Origin of the sequence: Streptomyces sp. CB00455 (assembly GCF_001905445.1) — a bacterium.
GTDB lineage: Bacteria > Actinomycetota > Actinomycetes > Streptomycetales > Streptomycetaceae > Streptomyces.
In genome coordinates, this window is record NZ_LIVQ01000006.1 from 291136 (window position 1) to 311135 (window position 20000).

Below are 20000 nucleotides of genomic sequence, written 5' to 3' on the forward strand. Positions count from 1 at the left end.
CCCGCGGCCCCCCGGGGACGCTCCCGGGGCCCGCATCCCCGAGCAGCGGCCGGTGGGTCGCCTCCGCCCGAACGGGAGTTCCACGCATGAGCGACACCTCAGAGGACGAAGTGCTCCACCGCGTCGAGAACGGCGTCTCGTGGATCACCCTCAACCGCCCCGCGGCCATGAACGCCGTCACCTGGGACCAGCGCGAGCGGATCATCGCGCTGCTCGCCGGGGCGTCCGCCGACCCGGCGGTGCGCGCCGTAGTGATCACCGCCACCGGCAAGGGCTTCTGCGCGGGGGCCGACCTGCGCGCAGCGTCCGCCGCCGGTGGTGAGAGGGTCGCCGGTGACGTCGCCCGCATGGTCCGGCTCGGCGCGCAACGGCTCGTCACGGCCGTACTCGACTGCGAGAAGCCGGTCGTCGCGGCCGTGAACGGCACGGCCGCCGGCATCGGCGCGCACCTCGCCCTCGCCTGCGACCTCGTCATCGCCGCCGAAGGGGCGCGGTTCATCGAGGTGTTCGTGCGCCGCGGACTGGTCCCGGACGGAGGGGGCGCGTACCTGCTCCCGCGGCTGATCGGCCCCCAGAAGGCCAAGGAGCTGATGTTCTTCGGCGAGGCCGTCCCGGCCGCCGAGGCGGCGCGGCTCGGCCTGGTCAACAGGGTCGTCCCGGCGCGGGAGCTGGAACCGGCCGCCCGGGAGTGGGCGGAGCGCCTCGCGCAGGGCCCGACGCGCGCCCTCGCCCTGGCGAAGCAGCTGGTCAACGCCTCCCTGGACGGCGACCGGGCGGCCGCACTGGCCGCCGAGGCCACCGCTCAGGAGATCAACATGACCACGGCCGACGCGAACGAGGGCGTGGCGAGCTTCGTGGAGCGCCGCACACCCAAGTACCTCGGCCGCTGAGCGCTACATGCGGGGGTCGGGCCTCAGCAGGGCGAACACCGCGCCGCCCGGGTCCGTGGCCCAGGCGATCCGGCCGACCTGCGGCACGTCCGCCGCCGGCATGAGGACGGATCCGCCGTTGTCCCGGACCGCCGCGGTGGTGGCGTCCACGTCCGGCACGTTGAAGTACGGCACCCAGCGCGCCTCCTCGGCCGCGCTCTCGCCGCCCGCACCGTCGCCGAGCGGCGCGACCCCGCCGAAGGAGGCGTCCTGCTGGTCCCCGCCGGCGGTGCTGAGGACCCGGTACGTCATGCCGGGCGCCTGCATCTCGGCGTGGCGCCAGCCGAACAGCGCGGAGTAGAAGGCGATGCCGGCGAGGGGGTCCGGCACGTGGAGCTCCGCCCACACGAGGGTGTTGTCGGCGGAGGTCAGCTCCAGGCCGCCGGTCCCGGCGGGCTGCCAGCAGGCGAACTCGGCGCCCTGCGGGTCGGTGAACTGTGCCAGCAGACCCTGGCCCATGACGTCCATGGGCTCCGTGCGCACCCGCCCGCCACCCGCCGTGACTGCCTCGGCGGTGGCCCGGGCGTCGGAGCTCATGAAGTGGATCATCCAGGCCGACGTCGCCCCCGCCTCGGTGAGGGGGCCGATGGCCGCGACGGTCTTGCCCTCCAGCTGGAAGAAGCCGTACCCGCCCGCCTCGGGCCCGGCGGAGACGAAGTCCCAGCCGAAGACGGCGCGGTAGAAGCGTGTCGCGGTGTCGATGTCGGGGCTGCCGAGGTCGAGCCAGTTGGGCGATCCGGTGGTGAAGTCGGTGCCGAGCATGGGGGTCCTCCCGGGAGTGCGGCGGCCGTACGGCGGTGTGCGGGGTCGTGCGGGGTGCCACGACCCGTACGACCGGTGCTGCGGACTCGTACGGAGTCGCTGCCACGATGCCGATCCCCCGCCCCGGGCCGGGCCTGCGGACCCGAAGGGGCGGGGGGTTTCACCCGTGCGGAGGCAGCGGGGGCCGCTCGCGCCTCAGCCGCGGACGCGTTCCAGGGCGGGCAGGAACTGGTCGTAGAAGTCCGTCTTGAGCTGCAGGGAGCGCTCCTCCATGTCCTTGTAGCCACCCGGCTCGCGCGTACTTCTCCGAAGCTCGGCAACTGGCCCGGGAGATTGCCGACCACCCGTTTTCCGGAGGCGATGCCGGCAGGCACGGGGCGAACGACTCCGTGGCGTATTGGACGGGATGTCCTCCAACACCGGCCAGATCCGCTCCGGCCGACCGCGCTGCATGCTGCGCCAGTACGGGCGAGCGGTCAAAGCGTGGGCGGTAGTTGGCGTGCGAGCGTAAAGGCGCTGAATCGCTAAGCCCGTGTGGTGTGGCTTAAGCCGAGGGAGGTCAGACCTTCGGCTTGGCACAGCCTGTCGGAAGGGCCACCGACCTCGGTCTGAAGGAGCTGGTAGGCGGCACCCTGGGACTGGCCCCAGTGCATCGCGGCCCGCCACAGGGCGCGGCCCAGGCCCTGCCCTCGCGCCTCGGGCAGGACGGCGAAGTACTGGGGCAGGAGCTGGGGGCATCCGATCGCGTCGGGGCGTACCTCCATGGGGCCGATCGCGCCCACGATTCGGCCCTGCACGACGGCGGAGAGGACCGGACCGCACCGGCCGGCCTGCATCTGGGCGTGGAGAAAGGCCAGTCCATCGGCGGCCATGGCTGTGGCGAACGGCGCGAAGGTCTCCTGGACCGTCGTTGGCCAGTCGGTCACGGGGCGGACCGGGCCGCCGGGGTCGGGGCATGGGCAGGCGGTGAAGTCCATGAGCTGGATGCGGGTGCCGCGGGGGGAGTCGGCCTCGGGGCCGAGCGGGCGCACGACTCGACCGTTGACCGCGTCGTGCACCGCGGCGAGTTTGGCAGCCAGTTTTGCTGCCTGGTCCACGACACTGCCGCAGTGCCCATAGGCGAACACTTTGACGGTGCCGCGTCCGCGCCGGTTCAGGGTGGGGATGAGGGTGTGATCCGGCTGGTGCACCACGTCATCACGGAGGACCGCCTCATCCTTCTCTGCGCCCCAGCGCCGGTCCTTGTCGTAGAGGAGGAAGCCCCCGGTGGCGGCCACTCGCAGGGTGTCTTCGAAGATGTCGAGGGTTAGGGCTTTGGGGTGGACGGGACCGAGCGTCGGCACGATCGGCGCGGTCAACACAGGCTGGAGCCAATCCCAACGGAAGAGCATGAGCGGCACCCTAGCGGTCGGCCGGTCAGGGCTCAGGCCCCGACGCGAACACGTCAGGGCCTGAGCGGAACCGACTGGATCTGTGGGTCAGTGGGGGTTGTCGTCGCCGGCGTCGCAGGAGCACTCCGCGCTCTCCACGACGTCGTCCAGGTCCAGGACGGTGGTCACCGCAAGGGCGGCGACGGGGGGTGCCGCGCGGCGGGCTGAGGTCGGCGGGCCCGGCAGAAGGTTCACCAGTACGGGCGGGGTCATGATGCGTTCTCCTTGTCGCCGTGTTGGCAGTAGCTGTGCAGCGGTGCCTTGGCTTGCTGGTAATGCTTGGCCAGGGGGCGGCAGACCCGGCAGGTGCCGGACAGGGCGCAGCCCTCGCACCCTCCGGTGCGAAGCATGAGGCGGTCAGCGATGGCGCCGAGCCGGGTGAGGCCGTCGACGCCTTCAGACATGAGGTCGATCTGGTCGTCCCGGCCGACCTTGCAGATCGACACTTTGGCGTGCGGGTCGGCGTGGAAGAAGGTGTGTCCCGCGTTGCATCCGGCGAACGGCTTGCGCTGCCGCAGGTGCGCGGCGGACTGGGCGAGCAGAGGCTCACCACCGCCATAGATCGTGGGCGTCATGTTCGTATACGCGTGGTTCTCGACATTCCACTCCTCGGCGAGGGCGGCCATCTCATCCGCCTCCGAGGCGTTGTCCTCGGTCACCACGACGTTGATCCGCAGGGGCAGGCCCGCCTCGCGTGCGGCGTCCATGCCGCGCCGGAACGCCTTCCACGCACCACGGCGCTGGGTGAGCGCGTCGAAGGACTCCTCGCTCGCCCCGTACATGCTGACGACCAACCGGTAGGGCGGGCAGTCCCGAAAGAGCTTGAGGAGGTCCGGCCGCCAGAGCAGCGAGCCGTTGGTGGAGATGGTGAGCATCATCCCGGCCTGCCAGGCGTACCGGTAAGCGCCCTGAAAGTCCGGGTCCATGGTGGGCTCGCCGCCAGTGATCTGGAGCCAGAGGACACCGGCCTCGCGCATGATGTCCAGCAGCCGCACCTTGTCCGCCCAGCCGAGGCCGGAGAAGGGCCGCTCCCCGAGGTAGCAGTGCTTGCAGCCGAAGTTGCAGCCGAGGTTGATCTCCCAGGAGGCGCGGCAGTAGCCGTATGGGGACCGCTCGCGCACCAGCACCGTGCCCTGCACGCGTCGGCCGATGAGATCCAGGCCCCACACCTCGGCGGCGGTTTGGACCGCCCATGCGGGCAGCGCCTGGCCGTCGGCGGCGGCGTTACGCAGCTCGTTGTACTCGGCGGCGGGGATCCGGGCCCCGGACCGAGCCCCGGGCTTGAGGAGTAGGTGCCCGTCGAGGAACGGGGAGGCGATCAGAGCGTGGGCCATCAGTGCCCTTCCTTCCAGATCACGGAACGCGACGCCGCGCGCAAGCCCTGGCGGCCAGCGCGGCAGTAGATCTCGCCGAGCCCGTTGCAGGTGCCACAGCTCTTGCCGGATGAGTCGGCGCCGCTACCGCCGCAGTTCGCGCAGCGCTCGTTGACAGGGGGGCGACGGTGCCGGAACGGCGTGTGTGATGCGCTTTCCACGAAGGGGCTCCATAAGGAAGAGATGACCAAGTAAGCGGGGCTGGCACCACTCGCGGTTGGTGCATCGGACCCGGGCGGGCTCACGAAGAGCGAGGTCGAGATCTGGGGGTCAGTGGCCGGGGTCCCCTGCTAGGGCCACGAGGACCACAGACCGAAGGTGCACGACTGTTCCGGGAAACCTGGATCGCGGGAGTGCACCAGCACTTCCCCGGGGAGCCGAAGGCCGGCTACGTCACCCCCTGGGAAGACACCCCGCAGTGGGAGCGCGAGGCTGCAGGCTCGGTCTACGACCAGGTCCGGCAGTTCATTGAGATCAGCGGTGGCCACACGTCGAGGTTGTCCCGCGAGCAGAAGAGCCGGTTCATCGCGACGTGCTGGACGGCACAGATGTTCAAGCACTTCGAGGAGCCGAAGCCGGGCTACGTGGCGGACTGGCCTGACCTGCCGTCCTGGCAACAGGAGACCGACGCCGACATCTTCGAGGCCATCGAGAAGGCGTGCAGCTGATCACCGCTAGACGTGGGTGGGGGAAGAGCACCCGTTAAGCCGCTGCTCGCAGCACTCTCTTGAAAACCGTTCCCCATGCGCGCTCCCCCAGCCCTCTTCCGGCCCCCGGCTCCGCTGTCGTGGGCCAGACTGTGCGCACGGCGCGCATCGGGGGTGACGTAACGTCAGGTCGGTCGTCCTACGGCGTTGTCGGCGCGCTGCGCCTGGATAACGTCGGGTTCCGCCGACGCTTCGGGGTTCCTATCTGACGTACCGTCAGCTTCAATCGACGTGTGATGGGACATGCAGGGATGGCGGCCACCGTCGTCCGATACCTCAGGTCGGTCGGATCCCCCACCTCCGCCCCGCCGGAGGCGGGGCCGGGGGCCGGGACCGGGAAGCGACCCGGGCCCGTCGACGCCCTGCCGCGCCCCGACCTGCGGGCCGTCGGCGCGGACGAGCGCGCACCGGTCGGCCCCGCCGAGTTCCGGGCCGTGCTCGGGAACTTCGCCAGCGGCGTCACGGTCATCACGGCGCCGTCCGGCGCGGACGGAGCCGGTCCGGCCGGTTTCGCCTGCCAGTCCTTCGCCGCGCTGTCCCTGGACCCGCCCCTGGTCACCTTCATGGTCGCCCGTACGTCGGCCACTTGGCCCCGGATCGCCCGCGCCGGGGTGTTCTGCGTCAACATCCTGGGCGCCGAACAGGGCGCGCTGTGCCGGTCCTTCGCGGTCAGCGGCGCGGACAAGTTCGCCGGGGTGACCCACACGCCCGCGCCCGTCACGGGGTCGCCGCAGCTCGACGCCGTGCCCGCCTGGATCGACTGCCGGATCCACGCGGTGCACACCGGCGGTGACCACCTCATCGTCGTGGGGCGGGTCGTGGCGATGGGCGCGGCCGGCGAGGGCGAGCCACTCCTCTTCCACAAGGGCCGTTTCGGCCGTCTGGCCGATTGAGGTACCCCGCCGATCGGATGAATCACCTATACCGGCCTTCATCGGCCGATCGGGTGCCCGTGTCGCCGTCCGACTACGTAAGCTCCCCTCGGGGCGGGGACACCTCTGCGTCTGCGCCCTCTCGAAATTCACCAGCAGACACGGGGATTGACCTTGATATCGAACCTGATGCGCCGCGCCCGCGGCGCGCTCGCCGTGACCGTCGCGGCCGGAGCATTGCTCACGGTCGCCGCGCCGGCCCAGGCCGTCGCCGCGCCGCCCCTCACGGCCGCCGGCGCGGTCCTGATCGACGGCACCACCGGTGCCACCCTCGCCTCCAAGGACGCCGACACCAAGCGTCAGATGGCGAGCACCACGAAGATCATGACCGCCATGGTGGTCATCACCTCGCCGGGCATGGACCTCGACAAGAAGGTCACCATCCAGCAGGAGTACCTGGACTACGTCGTCCGCGAGGGCGCGAGCACCGCCCAGTTCAAGGCGGGCGCCACCCCGACCGTCCGCCAGCTGCTGTTCGGCCTGATGCTGCCGTCGGGCTGCGACGCGGCGTACGCGCTCGCGGACACCTTCGGTTCGGGCGCGACCCGCGAGGCCCGCACGGCGGACTTCATCGCGAAGATGAACGCCAAGGCCAAGTACCTGGGCATGACCAACACGGTCTACGACACCTTCGACGGCATCTCGCCGACCGGCAACAACCTCACGACCCCGCGCGACATGGCGACCCTGACCAAGTACGCGATGACCAGCGTCAAGTTCCAGACGATCGTGAAGACGACGTCGTACAGCACCGGCGGCACCTCCGCGCTGGCCACCTGGAACAACAGCAACCTGCTGATCCAGCCCCGCCCCACCGGGTACGCCTTCCCGGGGGCGATCGGTGTCAAGACGGGCACCGGCACCGCCGCGGGCAAGTGCCTCGTCTTCTCCGTGACCCGTAACGGCAAGACCGTCATCGGCGTCCTGCTGAACGACGAGGAGCGCTACGCGGACGCGATGGCGCTCTCGGACTGGGCCCTCGGCGCGGCCGCCGGCTCCAAGACCGCGCTCCAGCGCAGCAACACCGACCCGATCCCCGACGTCCTCGACTGACGGTGCCGGTGTCCGCGGTGACGCGGGCCGCCGCCGGGGCCCCCGGCGCCGGCCCGTCACCGCGGGCGCCCGCCGCGGGCCCCGGCCCTGGCGGCGGGCAGCAGTCCAAGAGCGGCAGCCCAAGAGCAGCAGTCCAAGGGCGGCAGTCCAGGGCACAGCGCGCGACAGGGTCAGAAGGTCAGGACCCCCCGCGCCACCCGTCCGTGGTGGGCGTCGTCGGCGGCCCGGGCGAAGTCCTCGACCGGGTAGACCTCGCTCACCAGCTCGTCCAGCAGCAGCCGGCCCTGCCGGTAGAGGTCGGCGTACAGCGCGATGTCGCGCTGCGGCCGCGAGGACCCGTACCGGCACCCCATGATCGTCTTGTCCAGGTACACCGACGAGACGAGGAACGACGCCTCCTCCTTGAACCCCGGCACGCCGAGCAGGACCGCCTGTCCGTGCCGGTCGAGGAGGTCGACGGCCTGGCGGATCAGTTTCACACTGCCCACGCACTCGAAGGCGTGGTCGGCGCCGGTCGGCAGGATCTCCCGCACGGCCGCCGAGGAGTCGGCGACCGCTGAGGCGTCGATGAAGTGCGTGGCCCCGAACTGCCGGGCCACCGCCTCCTTCGCGGGGTTCGCGTCGACCGCCACGATGGTCGTGGCCCCCGCGATCCCGGCGCCCTGGAGCACGTTCAGCCCGATCCCGCCGGCGCCGATGACGAGCACGGACTCCCCCCGGTCGACCCTCGCCCGGTTCAGGACCGCGCCGACCCCGGTCAGCACCCCGCAGCCGATCAGGGCGGCCGAGGTCAGCGGGATGTCGGGCGGGATCTTCACGGCCTGTACCGCCTTGACGATCGTCCGCTCGGCGAAGGCCGAGTTCGAGGCGAACTGGAACAGCGGCCTGGCGCCCCGCGAGAAGGGCTGACCGGGCCTCCCGATCGCCTTGCGGCACATCGTCGGCCGGCCCCGGTCGCAGTCCGCGCACGCCCCGCAGTTCGCCAGGGTGGACAGCGCCACGTGGTCCCCGGGCGCCACGTGCGTGACTCCCGAACCGACCGCCTCGACCACGCCGGCGCCCTCGTGCCCGAGCACCACGGGCAGCGGGAAGGGGATCGTGCCGTCGATCACCGACAGGTCGCTGTGGCAGAGCCCGGCCGCCGCGATCGCGACCAGCACCTCCCCCGGCCCCGGATCGCGGATCTCCAGGTCGTCGACCACCTGGACCTGCTTGCCGTCGAACACGACGCCTCTCACCTGGGCTCCTTGGGCAGGCCGAGCACGCGCTCGGCGATGATGTTCCGCTGGATCTCGTCCGAGCCGCCGTAGATGGTGTCGGCGCGGGTGAACAGGAAGAGCCGCTGCCCTTCGTCGAGTCCGAGCTCGTACGGCAGCCCCGGCGCCCAGGCCGCCCCTCCGGCCGAGGCCGCCGCACCGCGGACCTCCACCGCCAGCTCACCGAGCCGCCGGTGCCAGCCGCCCCACAGCAGCTTGGCCACGTTCGGCGCCCCCGGGCCGCCCGCCGCGCCCAGGGTCCGCAGCGCGTTCCACCGCATGGTGCGCAGCTCGGCCCACTGCCGTACGAGGCGCTCGCGCAGGACGGGATCGTGGGCCCGGGCGGCGGCCGTGGCACCGTCCGGGGCCGGCCCGGAGGCGGGGCTCGCGGCGGGGGCGGAGCCGGTGGCCGAGGCAGTTGCCGAGGCCGAGGCAGTTGCCGAGGCCGGGACCGTTGCCGTTGCCGTCGCCGTTGCCGGGGCCGCGCAGGCCGCGTACGCCGCCAGGACGCGCTCCAGTTCGGCCGCGAAGCCGATCTGCTGGACCAGCGTGGACACCCCCCGCTCCAGGGCGAGCAGGCCCATGGCCACCGTCCAGCCGTCACCCTCCGCGCCGACGGCCTCGGCCGCCACCGCCCCGTCGAAGAACACCTCGTTGAACTCCGAGGTCCCGGACATCTGCCGGATCGGCCGGACCTCGACGCGGCCCGGCTGGTCCATCCGTACGAGCAGGAAGGACAGCCCCCTCTGGCGCCGGGAGCCGGGCTCGGTACGGGCCAGGACGAAGCACCAGTCGGCGTCCCGGGCCAGGGAGGTCCAGATCTTCTGGCCGGTCACGCGGTACCGCCCGTCCGCCCGGTCCCGGACGGCGGCCGTCCGGATGTCCGCGAGGTCGGATCCGGCGCCCGGCTCGCTGTAGCCCTGGCACCACAGCTCCTCGCCCCGCGCGATCCCGGGCAGGAAGCGGTCCCGCTGCTCGCGGGTGCCGTGGGCGACGAGCGTGGGCGCGAGGAGGTTCTCGCCGATGTGGCCGGCCCGGCCGGGCGCGCGCAGCGCCGCGTACTCCTCGGCCCACACCACCTGCCCGGTCAGCGAGAGCCGCTGCTGCCCGTAGGTCCCGGCCGGGACCTCCCAGCCCTGCCCGATCCAGCCGCCGCGTCCCAGCTCGCGCTCCCACGCGCGCCGGACCTCGACCTCCTCGTGCCCGCTGCCCGGGCCGCCGAGCCCGCGGGCCCGCGCGTACGGTCCCGCGAGGTGCTCCGTCAGCCACGTACGGGCGCGCCCGCGCAGCTCCTCGTCCTCGTCCCCGAAGCTGAAGTCCACGCCGCTCCCCCTCGCTCCTGCCGGCCCTTCACTCCGGGCGCTGCGCGTTGGGGCGGTCCTCGGCGGCCGCCGCCCTGGCCATGGCCTCCAGCTGCGCGAGCATCGGCATCGGGTCGGTGCCCACCGTCCCGGGCAGGAAGCCGGCGATCTTCTCCGGGGTCCAGGAGCCCTCGGCGTAGGCGGCGCGCAGCTCGCGCGGCTGCGCCCAGACGGCGATCTTCGGGCCGGCGATCGTGTAGACCTGCCCGGTGATCTTCTCGCCGCCGGCGGCCACGGCCCGGTCGGAGAGCAGGTAGGTCACGAGGGCCGCCACGTCCTCGGGTTCGCCGATCTCCTTGAGCTCCATGGGGACGTTGGCGGACATGCGGGTGCGGGCGACGGGTGCGACGGCGTTGGCCGTGACCCCGTACTTGGCCAGCCCGAGCGCGGCGGAGCGGACGAGGGAGATGATGCCGCCCTTGGCCGCGCTGTAGTTGGCCTGCGCGACGGAGCCCTGGTGGTTGCCGCTGGTGAAGCCGATGAGGGTGCCGGAGCCCTGTCTGCGCATGACGGCGGAGGCGGCGCGGAAGAGGGTGAAGGTGCCCTTGAGGTGGGTGGCCACCACCGGGTCCCACTCCTCTTCGGACATGTTGAAGAGCATCCGCTCGCGCAGGATCCCGGCGACGCAGACCACTCCGTCGATGCGTCCGTACCGGGCGAGCGCGGTGTCGACGACGCGCCGGCCGCCCGCCATGGTGGAGATGTCGTCGGCGACGGCGACGGCTTCCCCGCCCGCAGCGGTTATCTCCTTCACCACGGCCTCGGCGATCTCACTGGTGGGTTCGCCGCCCCCGATGCCGACGCCGTAGTCGTTGACCACGACCTCGGCACCCTCGGCGGCCGCGGCGCGTGCCACGGCCCGTCCGATGCCCCGGCCGGCGCCGGTGACGGCGACGACCTTGCCTGCCAAGAAGTTCCCCACGTCCGGCCCCTTCCCGCGTTTTCTGACGGACCGTTAGATTCTAGGGGCACCTCGATGCACCTGCACAAGCCCTCGTTGCCGTTTCCACGCAAGGAGCTGTTGAGGCCCATGCCACTGCCCGCCGAGTTCCACGACATCGCCGAACGCGTCAACAACTGGGGCCGCTGGGGAGCCGAAGACGAGAGGGGCACCTTGAACCTCGTCACCGACGAGGTCGTGCGGACCGCCGCGGCGGAGGTCCGCAGCGGACGCCGCATCCCGCTGGCCCTTCCCCTCAAGGAGGACGGCGTGCAGGTCGGCATGATCCCCGGCCGGGTCAACCCGCTGCACACGATGGTGCAGATCAACCAGGAGATCTTCGGGCCGGGGACGGTGGCGTGCAGCGACGACGCCGTGACCATGGGGCTGCAGGCGGGCACCCACTGGGACGCCCTGACGCACGTCTCGCACTCGGGAACGATCTACAACGGCCGCCCGGCGGACACGATCACCGCGCACGGCCGCGCGCGGTTCAGCGGCATCGACAAGGCGGGGCCCATCGTCTCGCGCGGCGTCCTGCTGGACGTGGCGCGCGCCAAGGGGCTGGACCGGCTGGTGGGGGGCCACGCCGTCACCCCCCAGGACCTGGCCGAAGCCGAGGAGTTCGCGGGGGTCACCGTCCGCCCCGGCGACATCGTCCTGGTCCGCACCGGTCAGATCCAGCTCTACCTGGCGGGCGACAAGCACGGCTACGGCTTTCCGTCCCCGGGGCTGTCCGTCCGCACCCCGGAGTGGTTCCACGCCCGGGACGTGGCGGCGGTGGCGAACGACACCCTGACCTTCGAGATCTTCCCGCCGGAGATCGAGGACCTGTGGCTCGCGGTGCACGCGCTGGACCTGGTGGAGATGGGCATGCACCAGGGGCAGAACTGGGACCTCGAAAAGTTGTCCACAGCCTGTGCAGAGGAGAACCGCTACACGTTCCTCCTGTCCGCCATGCCGGAACCCTTCACGGGGGCGGTGGGCACCCCGGTGTCCCCGGTGGCACTCTTCTGACCCCCGGCCTCCTGACCCCCCGGCCCCTGACCGCCCACGACCCCTGATCCCCGGGCCCCCACCGGGGACCGGCGGACGGGCATCGCGGAAGGACCTGCGGGTGGCGGCGGTGCGCGTGCACGCCCCGAGCGCGGCACGGCAGCCGCCACCCCGCGACCCGCACTCGTCAAGGCCTGTCCTTGGCGTCCCCTCGCGTCGAATCGCTCCACACCAGGGTGATCAACAGGTGACGAACCGTCAACACCTCGTTAGAGGTACACGCGCGGTTCCCGCGTCGGCGCGTACGGTTCGGGCCCGCGGTCCGGGCCGTCCGCCGCACAGTCCGAGGCGGCCTTCTGCGCGCGGTCGATCTCGCACCAGATCCGCTTGCCCCCGCCCTCGCGCTGCCAGCCCCAGCGGTCCGCGAGGCCGTCCACCAGCTCCAGGCCGCGGCCGCCCGTGTCGTCCCCGGCGGCCTGCCGGCGGGCCGGCGCCCGGTCGCTCGCGTCGGCGACCTCGACCCGCACTCCCGGCCCGCCGAACAGCATCCGCAGTACGGCCGGACAACCCGTGTGCACGACCGCGTTCGTGACCAGTTCGGAGATCAGCAGGATCAGCGTCTCCGCGAGCGGCTCGTCGTCCCCTATGCCCGACCCGGCCAGCCTCGACCGCGCCCATCGGCGCGCCCGGCCCACCTCGGCGGGGTCCGGTCCTACTTCGAGCTGAACCTGAAGCACCTGCACCGCTCACACCATCCGAACCGGCGGACACTTCGCCTCGCGACGCGACGGGATCACCCAGCGTGATCCCCTTGCGGAGCAGCATGGTTGACATACAGTCACCACAACAAGCGCTTCGGGCATATTCCCGCGCGAAGCAGGGGGCGTGGTGCATACTGTGCGACGCCTGCGCCGCTCAACCGCTCGCATTCGTGGGAGCGTACCGGAGCGGCCCCCCGACTCCGGTCCGTAACGAGTCGAGTGAAGGACACAAACCGATATCAACTCTCTGTAATCGGACATGAGTCCCGCACCGTCCTTCCCGTGCCTCGTCTGCCACCCGTACCTTGGGTGCTTCTGCTGCCCTTCCTGCGCTCCTGTACCAGCCATCCCCCTCTCCTGCCCCGCGCCGGCTGCTCCCACGCAGCCGGGCGCCACCCACTGCGCCATCCCCCCGCCCCGCCCCGGTCCCGCCCCGCCGCTACCGCGCCGAGCCCATCAGGTCCGCGGCCAGCAGCTCCTCCGCCTCCGCCGCCGTCCGCCACTGTTCGGCCCGCAGCCAGGCCCGCTTCAGGTGCAGGTGCACGTCCGACTCCCATGTGAAGCCCATCCCGCCGTGCACCTGCAGGCAGTCCCGCGCATTGCCCACCGCAGCCCCGTCCGCGAGGAGCTTGGCCGCGGCGATCTCCGCGCCGTCCGCCGTCACCGCCGCCGCATAGACCGCCGTACGGGCCACCTCCGCGCGCACCAGCATGCCCGCGCACAGGTGCTTGACCGCCTGGAACGCCCCGACCGGCTGCCCGAACTGCTCGCGCTCCCCGGCGTAGCGCACCGCGAGCTCCACCGTCCGCAGCGCGCTCCCGGTCTGGAGCGCGGCCGTCAGCAGCGCCCCCGTCTCCCGGTACGCCGACAGGTCCGGGCCGCATCCCGCCACCCGGTGCAGAGGCGTCATCGGGTCCGCCGAGCGCACCGGCTCGCCCCGCGGCGGCGTCCCCGGCAGGCCCAGGACCGCGTCCGCGTCGTCCAGGTGGGTCACCAGTCCGTCGCCCAGGTCGAGGGCCGTCACCACCGCCTCGCCCTCCGCCGCGCCGGGAACCGTCCCGGCGGCCAGGTGCGTGGCCACCAGTGGCCCCGGCAGCAGGACCCGTCCGGCCTCCTCGAAGACGAGCGCCGCCTCCGGCAGGCCGAGGCCGACCCCGCCCCCGGCCTCCGCAAGCCGCAGCGCGAAGAATCCCGCCCGGCCGAGCTCCCGCCACACCGCGCGGTCGATCCCCGCCCCGCCGTCGAGGTCCGCCCGCAGCACCTCGCGGCCGTACCGCCCCTCCAGCAGGTCCCGTACGCCCGCGCGCAGGGCCCGCTGGTCCTCGGTCGGCTGGAAGTCCACGGCCCTCACCGGCCCTTCGGGAGGCCGAGGATCCGCTCGGCGACGATGTTGCGCTGGATCTGCGAGGTGCCCGCCGCGATCGTGTACGAGAGCGAGGAGAGGCGGTCCAGGGTCCACTCCTCGTCCAGCCCCAGGGACCGCGCGCCCAGCACCTCGGCGGCCGTGTCGTACAGCTCCTGGCGCGCGTGCGAGTAGGCGAGCTTGAAGACGGAGCCACCGGTGCCCGGAATCCCGCCGGAACGCTGCGACTCGCTGACGTTCCACTGCGTCAGCCGCCACAGCGCGCCGAACTCCCCCCACAGCCGGCCCAGCCTGCGCCGCAGCACGGGGTCGTCCCAGCGGCCGTTGGCCCTGGCCGCGCGCGCCAGCTCGCCCAGCGTCCGGCGGCAGGCGACGACCTCGCCGACGAAGGCGGTGCCGCGCTCGAAGGACAGCGTGACCATGGTGACGCGCCACCCGTCGTTCTCCGCCCCGACCCGGTGGGAGACGGGGACGCGCACCTCGTCGAGGAACATCTGCGCGAACTCGGTGGATCCGGCGAGCGTGCGCAGCGGCCGGACCGTCACCCCGGGCGCGTCCATCGGCATGGCCAGCCAGGAGATGCCGCGGTGCTTCGGCGCCCGCGCGTCCGTCCGCACGAGCAGTTCGCACCAGTCGGCGACCTCGGCGTGCGAGGTCCAGATCTTCGAGCCGGTGACGACGTAGGCGTCACCGTCGCGCTCCGCCCGCGTCCGCAGGGAGGCCAGGTCGGAGCCCGCGTCCGGCTCGCTGAACCCCTGGCACCACACCTCCTCGCCCCGCAGCACGGGCGGCAGCCAGCGCGCCCGCTGCCCGGCGGTGCCCTCCGCGGCGATGGTCGGCCCCGCGTGCAGCAGCCCGACGAAGTTGGCGCCGACGTACGGGGCTCCGGCGCGCTCGGTCTCCTCCAGGAAGATCAGGTGCTGGGTCGGGGTGGCCCCGCGGCCGCCCGCGTCCAGCGGCCAGTGCAGGCCCGCGTAGCCGGCCTCGTACAGCCGGCGCTGCCAGCCGAGGTCGTGGGCGCGCCGTCCGGGCCAGTCGTCCGGGGAAGGCCTGGGGGGCAGTTCGGGCAGTGTCGTGGCGAGCCATGCGCGCAGCCGCGCCCGGAATTCCTGTTCCTCCTCGGTGTAGGTCAGGTCCATCAGCGCTCCAGGTCGAGGCCGAGCATGCGGATGGCGTTGCCGCGCATCAGCTTGTAGACGGTCTCGTCGTCCAGCCCCTTCACGTGGTCGAGGGCGACCTCCCTGGTGTGCGGGAAGGTCGAGTCCACGTGCGGGTAGTCCGTCTCGAAGGTGGCGTTGTCGCGGCCGACCACGTCCAGGGAGGCGATGCCGTGCTTGTCGCGGAAGAAGCAGCAGTACATCTGCCGGTAGTAGTACGTCGAGGGCGGCTCGGGGATCAGGCCGCGGACCCCGCCCCAGGCGCGGTGCTCCCGCCAGACGTCGTCGGCGCGCTCCAGGGCGTACGGGATCCACCCCATCTGGCCCTCGCTGTAGGCCAGCTTGAGCGCGGGGAACCGCACCAGCACCCCGCTGAACAGGAAGTCCATCATCGAGGCCATCGCGTTGTTGAAGCTGAGCGAGGCCTGGACGGCGGGCGGCGCGTCCGGTGAGGCCGCCGGCATCTGGGAGCTGGACCCGATGTGCATGTTGACGACCGTGCCGGTCTCCTGGCAGACGGCGAAGAAGGGGTCCCAGTAGCCGGAGTGGATCGAGGGCAGCCCCAGGTAGGTGGGGATCTCCGAGAAGGTCACCGCGCGCACCCCGCGGGCGGCGTTGCGCCGGACCTCCGCGACCGCGAGGCCGATGTCCCACAGCGGGATGATGCACAGCGGGATCAGCCGGCCACCGCTGTCGCCGCACCACTCCTCGACCATCCAGTCGTTGTAGGCGCGCACGCAGGCGAGCGCGACCTCCTTGTCGTGGGCCTCGGCGAAGGTCTGACCGCAAAAGCGCGGGAAGGTGGGGAAGCACAGGGACGCCTCGACGTGGTTGAGGTCCATGTCGGCCAGCCGCGCCCCCGGGTCCCAGCAGCCGCGCCGCATCTCCTCGCGGGTGATCCCCTCCAGGGTCATGTCGTCGCGGTCGAAGCCGACGGCGGCGATGTTGCGCTTGTACGGGAACTTCAGGTCCTCGTAGATCCACCAGTCGGTCGGCGGCCCGTCGGGGTCCATGGAGATCACGTACCTGCCGCCCGTGTACTCCAGCTCGCCGATCCCGGCCGTCAGTGCCTTGGGGCCCCGGTCGCGGTACCTGGCGGGCAGCCACACCTCGAAGAGGTGGGCGGGCTCGATCACGTGGTCGTCGACGCTGATGATCCGAGGCAGTTCCAGTTCCATGACCGTCTCCCAAATCTGATGGATCGTCAGAAACAAGCTAGCCCCGCCACCCCTGGACCGACAAGCGCCGGCGCCCTACGCTCTCGGCCTGACCTGACTGACCGTCAGCTACACCGCCCGAGGGAGCTCCCGGATGACGGACACCGCGACAGAACTGAGCCGCTCCGCGACCTTCTGGGAACTGATCGCCCGCCGCGCCGCGCTCACCCCGGACGCCACCGTCCTGATCCAGGCGGCCGAGGACCCCGCGGCGGACCGACGCCTGACCTTCGGGGAGCTGCGCGACCGTGCCGAGCGCGTGGCGGCCGGCCTCCACGGCATGGGCGTGCGGCCCGGCACGGTCGTCGCCTGGCAGCTCCCCACCCGCATCGAAACCGTGCTGCTCTCGGCCGCCCTCGCCCGCATCGGAGCCGTCCAGTCCCCCGTCATCCCCTTCTACCGGGACCGGGAGGCCGGATTCGCGCTGCGCGAGTCCCGGGCCGAGTACTTCGCCGTGCCGGGCGTGTGGCGGGGATTCGACCACCCGGCGATGGCCCGGCGGCTCGGGGCGCGCGGCGTCTTCGAGGCGTACGACGTCCTCCCGGACGGCGACCCGCGCGACCTGCCCGCGCCACCCGCCTCCGGCACCGGCGTCCGGTGGATCTACTGGACCTCCGGCACCACCTCCGACCCCAAAGGCGTCCTGCACACCGACCGCTCCCTCATCGCGGGCGGATCCTGCCTCGCGCACGCCCTGCGCCCGACCGCGGCCGACATCGGCTCGGTGGCCTTCCCGTACGCGCACATAGGCGGCCCGGACTATCTGGTGATGCTGCTCCTGTACGGCTTTCCCGCGGTCCTGTTCGAGAAGTTCGCGATGCCGGACGCCCTGGCCGGCTACCGGCGCCACGGGGTCACGGTGGCCGGCGGCTCGACGGCCTTCTACTCCATGTTCCTGACGGAGCAGCGCAAAGACCCCGGCACGAAGCTCATCCCCACCCTCCGCCTCCTGGCGGGCGGCGGCGCCCCGAAGCCGCCGGAGATCTACCACGCCGTCGTCCGCGAACTGGGCTGCCAGCTGACCCACGGCTACGGCATGACCGAGGTCCCGATGATCACCATGGGCGCGCCGGACGACACCCCGGACCACCTGGCGACCACCGAGGGCCGCCCCCCGGAGGGCATGTCCATCCGCATCACCACCCCCGACGGCACCCCGCTGCCCCCGGACACGGACGGGGAGGTCCGCCTGCGGGGTGAGGCCGTCTGCCGGGGCTACCTGGACCGCGACCTGTCCGCCGAGGTCTTCGACCGCGACGGCTACCTGATCACCGGCGACCTCGGCCACCTCACCGGGGACGGCTACCTGGTCCTGACCGGGCGCAGCAAGGACGTCATCATCCGCAAGGGCGAGAACATCTCGGCGAAGGAGATCGAGGACCTGCTCCACCGGCTCCCGGGCGTCGCCGACGTCGCCGTCATCGGCCTGCCGGACCCGGAGCGGGGCGAGCGGGTCTGCGCGGTGGTGGAACAGACGCGGGGCACCGAACCGCTGACGCTGGCGCAGGTGTCGGCGTACCTCCGGGCCCAGGGTCTGGCGACGCACAAGCTCCCGGAGCAGCTGGAACTCCCGGACGCGCTGCCGCGCAACGAGGCCCTGCGCAAGGTACTGAAATACCGCCTCCGCGCCCGCTACTCCTGACGACCCGGCCCGGCCGGACCCCGGCCGGACCCCGCCGAGCCGCCGGCACGGGACCCGACCCGACCCCGCCGGGAGGCTACATCCGGCTCAGGGACGCCGCCGCGAACAGGACGTCCCGGATCGCCTCGCGGTCGCCGTGCTGCCCCGCCGCCGCCTCCTCCGGCGAGACGTGGCCCGCGGCCAACTGGCAGAATTCGACGCCGTCCAGCGCGACCTCCGCCACCGTCCGCTCCGCCGACGGCGCCGCCGCCGGCGAGTCCAGCGCGATGTCCCAGCCGCCCCCGCCCGCGCCCTCGATCTCCAGGCGCAGCGTCCGCCCCGGCGCCCCGGCCGCGACGAGCCCCTGCGGCGGTGCCGCCAGTCCCGCCCGCCGGCGCTGCGCCAGCACCCCCGGCAGCAGCCGCGCCGCAAGGTCGATCATGCCGTGCAGGTGCGGCCCGGCCGGCGGCTCGTACGGGTAGTCCACGGCGTCCGCGATGTCCCCCGCGTGCACCCAGCACTCGAAGGCCCGCTCCAGGAACGCGTCCGCGAGCGGCAGCGCGAAGCCCCCGTAGTCCACGGCCAGCTCCGACACGCCCCGGCCGGCGAAGGACACCGTCCGCACCAGCGTGTGCCCCTGCTCCCGCCACGGCGTGCGGACGGCCCGGCTGACCGGATGGGCCGACGCCTTCCAGAAGTACTCCGTGCGCTCCGCCGGACCACAGCCCGGCGGCACCTCCCCGCCCAGCGGGTCGTCCAGCCCGAGCGCGGCGGCCACCAGCCCGTCCACCGTCAGCAGGTGCCCGATCACCCCCGCCACCGTGGTCCGCTGCGACCTGCCCCGCTCCTCCTCGAACCACTTCAGCCGGACCGGGGTGTGCCACTCCGAGTCCCCGAAGTCCTGGAGCAGCGCGTCGAGCCGCGCGGTCTCCGTGTCGTACGGGTTCGCCCACACCGGCACCGGAATGCGGGCCGGGCGCCTGCCCAGGCAGTCCTCCAGCACCCGTGAGCGCAGCAGGGGACCCAGGTCGAGGTTCTCCTCCGGGTGCAGCAGCCCCACGGCGTCGCGCAGCCGCAGCGCCTCTTCCGCGCAGGGCGCGCACTCGGTGAGGTGGTCCTCCACCGCCTGGGTCTCCTCGGCGGAGCACGCGGCCAGCGCCCACGCGCCGAGCAGGGACTTCAGCACGGCGTGCGAGGGCCTCGGCGGCTCCGCGCGCGCCGGCTCCACGGGCTGCACGTGCTGCTCGGGGGCTTGCTGCGACGGTTCCCGAGGCGGTTGCTGCGGCGCGTGTCGCGGGTCGAGGTCGTCGGCGGGCCCGCGCGGGCCCGGTATCCGCGCCTGGCCCCCCGGAAGGCGGTGTCCGTCGTCGGGCGACTCGGCGGGGCCGTTCATCGGGGCGTTCCATATCCGGGCGGGCCGTATCCGGGCCGGGCGGTGTCCTCCTGCGGGAGGGCGTTGGCGGTCGACAGCAACTGCAGCCCGAGCCTGAGCCGGCGGCGCGCCTCGTCCTCGCTGATCCGGAGGTCGGCGGCGGCCTGGCGGTAGTCGCGCCGCTTGAAGTAGGCGAGTTCGAGCGCGGCACGCAGCGGCGCGGGCATGGAGGTGACGATGTAGTCCGCGCGGGCGGCGGCGTTGGCGCTGCGCACCTTCTGCTCCAGCTCCTCGCGCGATCCCCGGCCCACTTCGCTCTGGCGCAGCCGGGCCACGGCCTGGCCCTGGGTGACCCGGGCGACCCAGGAGCGCATGGAGCCCTGCTTCGGGTCGTAGGCGTCCGGATTTTCCCAGATGTAGCCGAAGACCTCGCGGGTGATCCGGTCGGCGTCCGTCTCGTCACCCAGCACACGGTGGGCCAGGCTGTGCACGAGCGAGGCGAAACGGTCGTACAGCTCCCCGAGCGCGGCGGCCTCACCACGGGCGAGTCGCTGCTGCATGCGGCGGTCCCAGCGCGGTGGTACGTCCTTAGGCATGATGCCCCCAGCCGTGTGTCGACACATCGAATGTAATGGGCACATGGCCTGGTGCGCGCGTTTTGAGCGAAGCTCGTTCAGGAGGTGAGCGCTGCGTGGTAGGCGCATGGCGGTCCGTGAAACCTCGTGCGGGCGGCGGCACATGGGTACAGGTGTACGCGCCCCGCCGCGCTC

The 20000-nt window shown here is 72.5% G+C and carries 19 protein-coding genes; 6 read left to right on the forward strand and 13 right to left on the reverse strand.

Going from position 1 to position 20000, the window contains the following annotated elements; all coding sequences use genetic code 11:
• The first annotated feature begins 86 nt into the window (after positions 1–86).
• Positions 87–890 carry an enoyl-CoA hydratase/isomerase family protein gene (locus AMK16_RS24770; protein WP_073919485.1) on the forward strand — a complete coding sequence of 268 codons (804 nt, stop codon included), beginning with the start codon at positions 87–89 and terminating at the stop codon, positions 888–890.
• A gap of 3 nt (positions 891–893) precedes the next feature.
• Here AMK16_RS24770 and AMK16_RS24775 read toward each other — a convergent pair whose 3' ends face one another.
• From AMK16_RS24775 to AMK16_RS24785, 4 genes are all read right to left on the reverse strand, one after another.
• Positions 894–1691, reverse strand: coding sequence for a VOC family protein (locus AMK16_RS24775; RefSeq protein WP_073919486.1), 798 nt, complete (start codon positions 1689–1691; stop codon positions 894–896).
• 524 nt (positions 1692–2215) lie between these two features.
• Positions 2216–3082: a GNAT family N-acetyltransferase gene (locus tag AMK16_RS24780; protein WP_073919488.1), complete on the reverse strand. Its 867-nt coding sequence runs from the start codon at positions 3080–3082 to the stop codon at positions 2216–2218.
• Positions 3083–3169: 87 nt separating this feature from the next.
• The gene (locus AMK16_RS36735; RefSeq protein ID WP_199885560.1) at positions 3170–3334 is read right to left on the reverse strand and encodes a hypothetical protein; all 165 of its coding nucleotides are present in this window, start codon (positions 3332–3334) and stop codon (positions 3170–3172) included.
• Entirely contained in the window at positions 3331–4455 is a 1125-nt protein-coding gene (locus tag AMK16_RS24785; RefSeq protein ID WP_073919491.1) for a radical SAM protein, read from the reverse strand. Before AMK16_RS24785 ends, AMK16_RS36735 begins: the two co-directional genes overlap by 4 nt.
• 392 nt (positions 4456–4847) lie before the next feature.
• On the opposite strand from AMK16_RS24785, the gene AMK16_RS24795 reads away from it, so the two are divergent.
• The 3 genes from AMK16_RS24795 (at position 4848) to AMK16_RS24805 (ending at position 7186) form a co-directional block, all read left to right on the forward strand.
• A complete protein-coding gene (locus AMK16_RS24795; protein ID WP_242438885.1) occupies positions 4848–5162 on the forward strand; it encodes a hypothetical protein in 315 nt (104 codons plus the stop codon).
• 290 nt (positions 5163–5452) lie between these two features.
• Positions 5453–6094, forward strand: coding sequence for a flavin reductase family protein (locus tag AMK16_RS24800; RefSeq protein WP_073919499.1), 642 nt, complete (start codon positions 5453–5455; stop codon positions 6092–6094).
• 168 nt (positions 6095–6262) lie between these two features.
• Positions 6263–7186, forward strand: a complete 924-nt coding sequence (locus tag AMK16_RS24805) for a D-alanyl-D-alanine carboxypeptidase family protein (RefSeq protein ID WP_073919502.1) — start codon at positions 6263–6265, stop codon at positions 7184–7186.
• 170 nt (positions 7187–7356) lie between these two features.
• On the opposite strand, the gene AMK16_RS24810 is transcribed toward AMK16_RS24805, so the two are convergent.
• The 3 genes from AMK16_RS24810 to AMK16_RS24825 are packed head-to-tail and all read right to left on the reverse strand — an operon-like array spanning position 7357 to position 10725.
• Entirely contained in the window at positions 7357–8424 is a 1068-nt protein-coding gene (locus AMK16_RS24810) for a Zn-dependent alcohol dehydrogenase (RefSeq protein WP_073919504.1), read from the reverse strand.
• Complete coding sequence (locus AMK16_RS37460; protein ID WP_079191698.1) at positions 8421–9764, reverse strand: acyl-CoA dehydrogenase family protein; 1344 nt, start codon at positions 9762–9764, stop codon at positions 8421–8423. Before AMK16_RS37460 ends, AMK16_RS24810 begins: the two co-directional genes overlap by 4 nt.
• 28 nt (positions 9765–9792) lie before the next feature.
• Positions 9793–10725, reverse strand: a complete 933-nt coding sequence (locus AMK16_RS24825) for an SDR family NAD(P)-dependent oxidoreductase (RefSeq protein ID WP_073919507.1) — start codon at positions 10723–10725, stop codon at positions 9793–9795.
• Positions 10726–10833: 108 nt separating this feature from the next.
• On the opposite strand from AMK16_RS24825, the gene AMK16_RS24830 reads away from it, so the two are divergent.
• On the forward strand, positions 10834–11760 hold the full coding sequence (locus tag AMK16_RS24830) for a cyclase family protein (protein ID WP_073919510.1): 927 nt from the start codon (positions 10834–10836) through the stop codon (positions 11758–11760).
• A gap of 248 nt (positions 11761–12008) precedes the next feature.
• Here the strand turns inward: AMK16_RS24830 and AMK16_RS24835 are convergent, their stop codons facing one another.
• From AMK16_RS24835 to AMK16_RS24850, 4 genes are all read right to left on the reverse strand, one after another.
• Positions 12009–12482 carry an ATP-binding protein gene (locus AMK16_RS24835; protein ID WP_073919512.1) on the reverse strand — a complete coding sequence of 158 codons (474 nt, stop codon included), beginning with the start codon at positions 12480–12482 and terminating at the stop codon, positions 12009–12011.
• Between the two features lie 457 nt (positions 12483–12939).
• Positions 12940–13842 (reverse strand): acyl-CoA dehydrogenase family protein, encoded by a 903-nt coding sequence (locus tag AMK16_RS24840; RefSeq protein ID WP_073919515.1) that lies wholly within the window; start codon positions 13840–13842, stop codon positions 12940–12942.
• A 5-nt stretch (positions 13843–13847) separates the two neighbouring features.
• The gene (locus AMK16_RS24845) at positions 13848–15002 is read right to left on the reverse strand and encodes an acyl-CoA dehydrogenase (protein WP_073919516.1); all 1155 of its coding nucleotides are present in this window, start codon (positions 15000–15002) and stop codon (positions 13848–13850) included.
• Positions 15002–16198: an amidohydrolase family protein gene (locus AMK16_RS24850; RefSeq protein ID WP_073919518.1), complete on the reverse strand. Its 1197-nt coding sequence runs from the start codon at positions 16196–16198 to the stop codon at positions 15002–15004. Before AMK16_RS24850 ends, AMK16_RS24845 begins: the two co-directional genes overlap by 1 nt.
• Positions 16199–16331: 133 nt before the next feature.
• On the opposite strand from AMK16_RS24850, the gene AMK16_RS24855 reads away from it, so the two are divergent.
• Complete coding sequence (locus AMK16_RS24855; protein WP_073919520.1) at positions 16332–17879, forward strand: AMP-binding protein; 1548 nt, start codon at positions 16332–16334, stop codon at positions 17877–17879.
• Positions 17880–17955: 76 nt separating this feature from the next.
• On the opposite strand, the gene AMK16_RS24860 is transcribed toward AMK16_RS24855, so the two are convergent.
• Both AMK16_RS24860 and AMK16_RS24865 read right to left on the reverse strand, forming a co-directional pair.
• Positions 17956–19251: a zf-HC2 domain-containing protein gene (locus tag AMK16_RS24860; RefSeq protein ID WP_073919522.1), complete on the reverse strand. Its 1296-nt coding sequence runs from the start codon at positions 19249–19251 to the stop codon at positions 17956–17958.
• Entirely contained in the window at positions 19248–19826 is a 579-nt protein-coding gene (locus AMK16_RS24865; protein WP_073919524.1) for a sigma-70 family RNA polymerase sigma factor, read from the reverse strand. Before AMK16_RS24865 ends, AMK16_RS24860 begins: the two co-directional genes overlap by 4 nt.
• Positions 19827–20000: the final 174 nt, after the last annotated feature.

What these genes read in the sequence shown, in the direction of transcription:
- AMK16_RS24770 (WP_073919485.1), top strand. Translation starts at nt 87, where the DNA reads ATGAGCGACACCTCAGAGGACGAAGTGCTCCACCGCGTCGAGAACGGC.
- AMK16_RS24775 (WP_073919486.1), bottom strand. Translation starts at nt 1,691, where the DNA reads ATGCTCGGCACCGACTTCACCACCGGATCGCCCAACTGGCTCGACCTC.
- AMK16_RS24780 (WP_073919488.1), bottom strand. Translation starts at nt 3,082, where the DNA reads ATGCTCTTCCGTTGGGATTGGCTCCAGCCTGTGTTGACCGCGCCGATC.
- AMK16_RS36735 (WP_199885560.1), bottom strand. Translation starts at nt 3,334, where the DNA reads ATGACCCCGCCCGTACTGGTGAACCTTCTGCCGGGCCCGCCGACCTCA.
- AMK16_RS24785 (WP_073919491.1), bottom strand. Translation starts at nt 4,455, where the DNA reads ATGGCCCACGCTCTGATCGCCTCCCCGTTCCTCGACGGGCACCTACTC.
- AMK16_RS24800 (WP_073919499.1), top strand. Translation starts at nt 5,453, where the DNA reads ATGGCGGCCACCGTCGTCCGATACCTCAGGTCGGTCGGATCCCCCACC.
- AMK16_RS24805 (WP_073919502.1), top strand. Translation starts at nt 6,263, where the DNA reads ATGCGCCGCGCCCGCGGCGCGCTCGCCGTGACCGTCGCGGCCGGAGCA.
- AMK16_RS24830 (WP_073919510.1), top strand. Translation starts at nt 10,834, where the DNA reads ATGCCACTGCCCGCCGAGTTCCACGACATCGCCGAACGCGTCAACAAC.
- AMK16_RS24845 (WP_073919516.1), bottom strand. Translation starts at nt 15,002, where the DNA reads ATGGACCTGACCTACACCGAGGAGGAACAGGAATTCCGGGCGCGGCTG.
- AMK16_RS24850 (WP_073919518.1), bottom strand. Translation starts at nt 16,198, where the DNA reads ATGGAACTGGAACTGCCTCGGATCATCAGCGTCGACGACCACGTGATC.
- AMK16_RS24855 (WP_073919520.1), top strand. Translation starts at nt 16,332, where the DNA reads ATGACGGACACCGCGACAGAACTGAGCCGCTCCGCGACCTTCTGGGAA.
- AMK16_RS24860 (WP_073919522.1), bottom strand. Translation starts at nt 19,251, where the DNA reads ATGAACGGCCCCGCCGAGTCGCCCGACGACGGACACCGCCTTCCGGGG.
- AMK16_RS24865 (WP_073919524.1), bottom strand. Translation starts at nt 19,826, where the DNA reads ATGCCTAAGGACGTACCACCGCGCTGGGACCGCCGCATGCAGCAGCGA.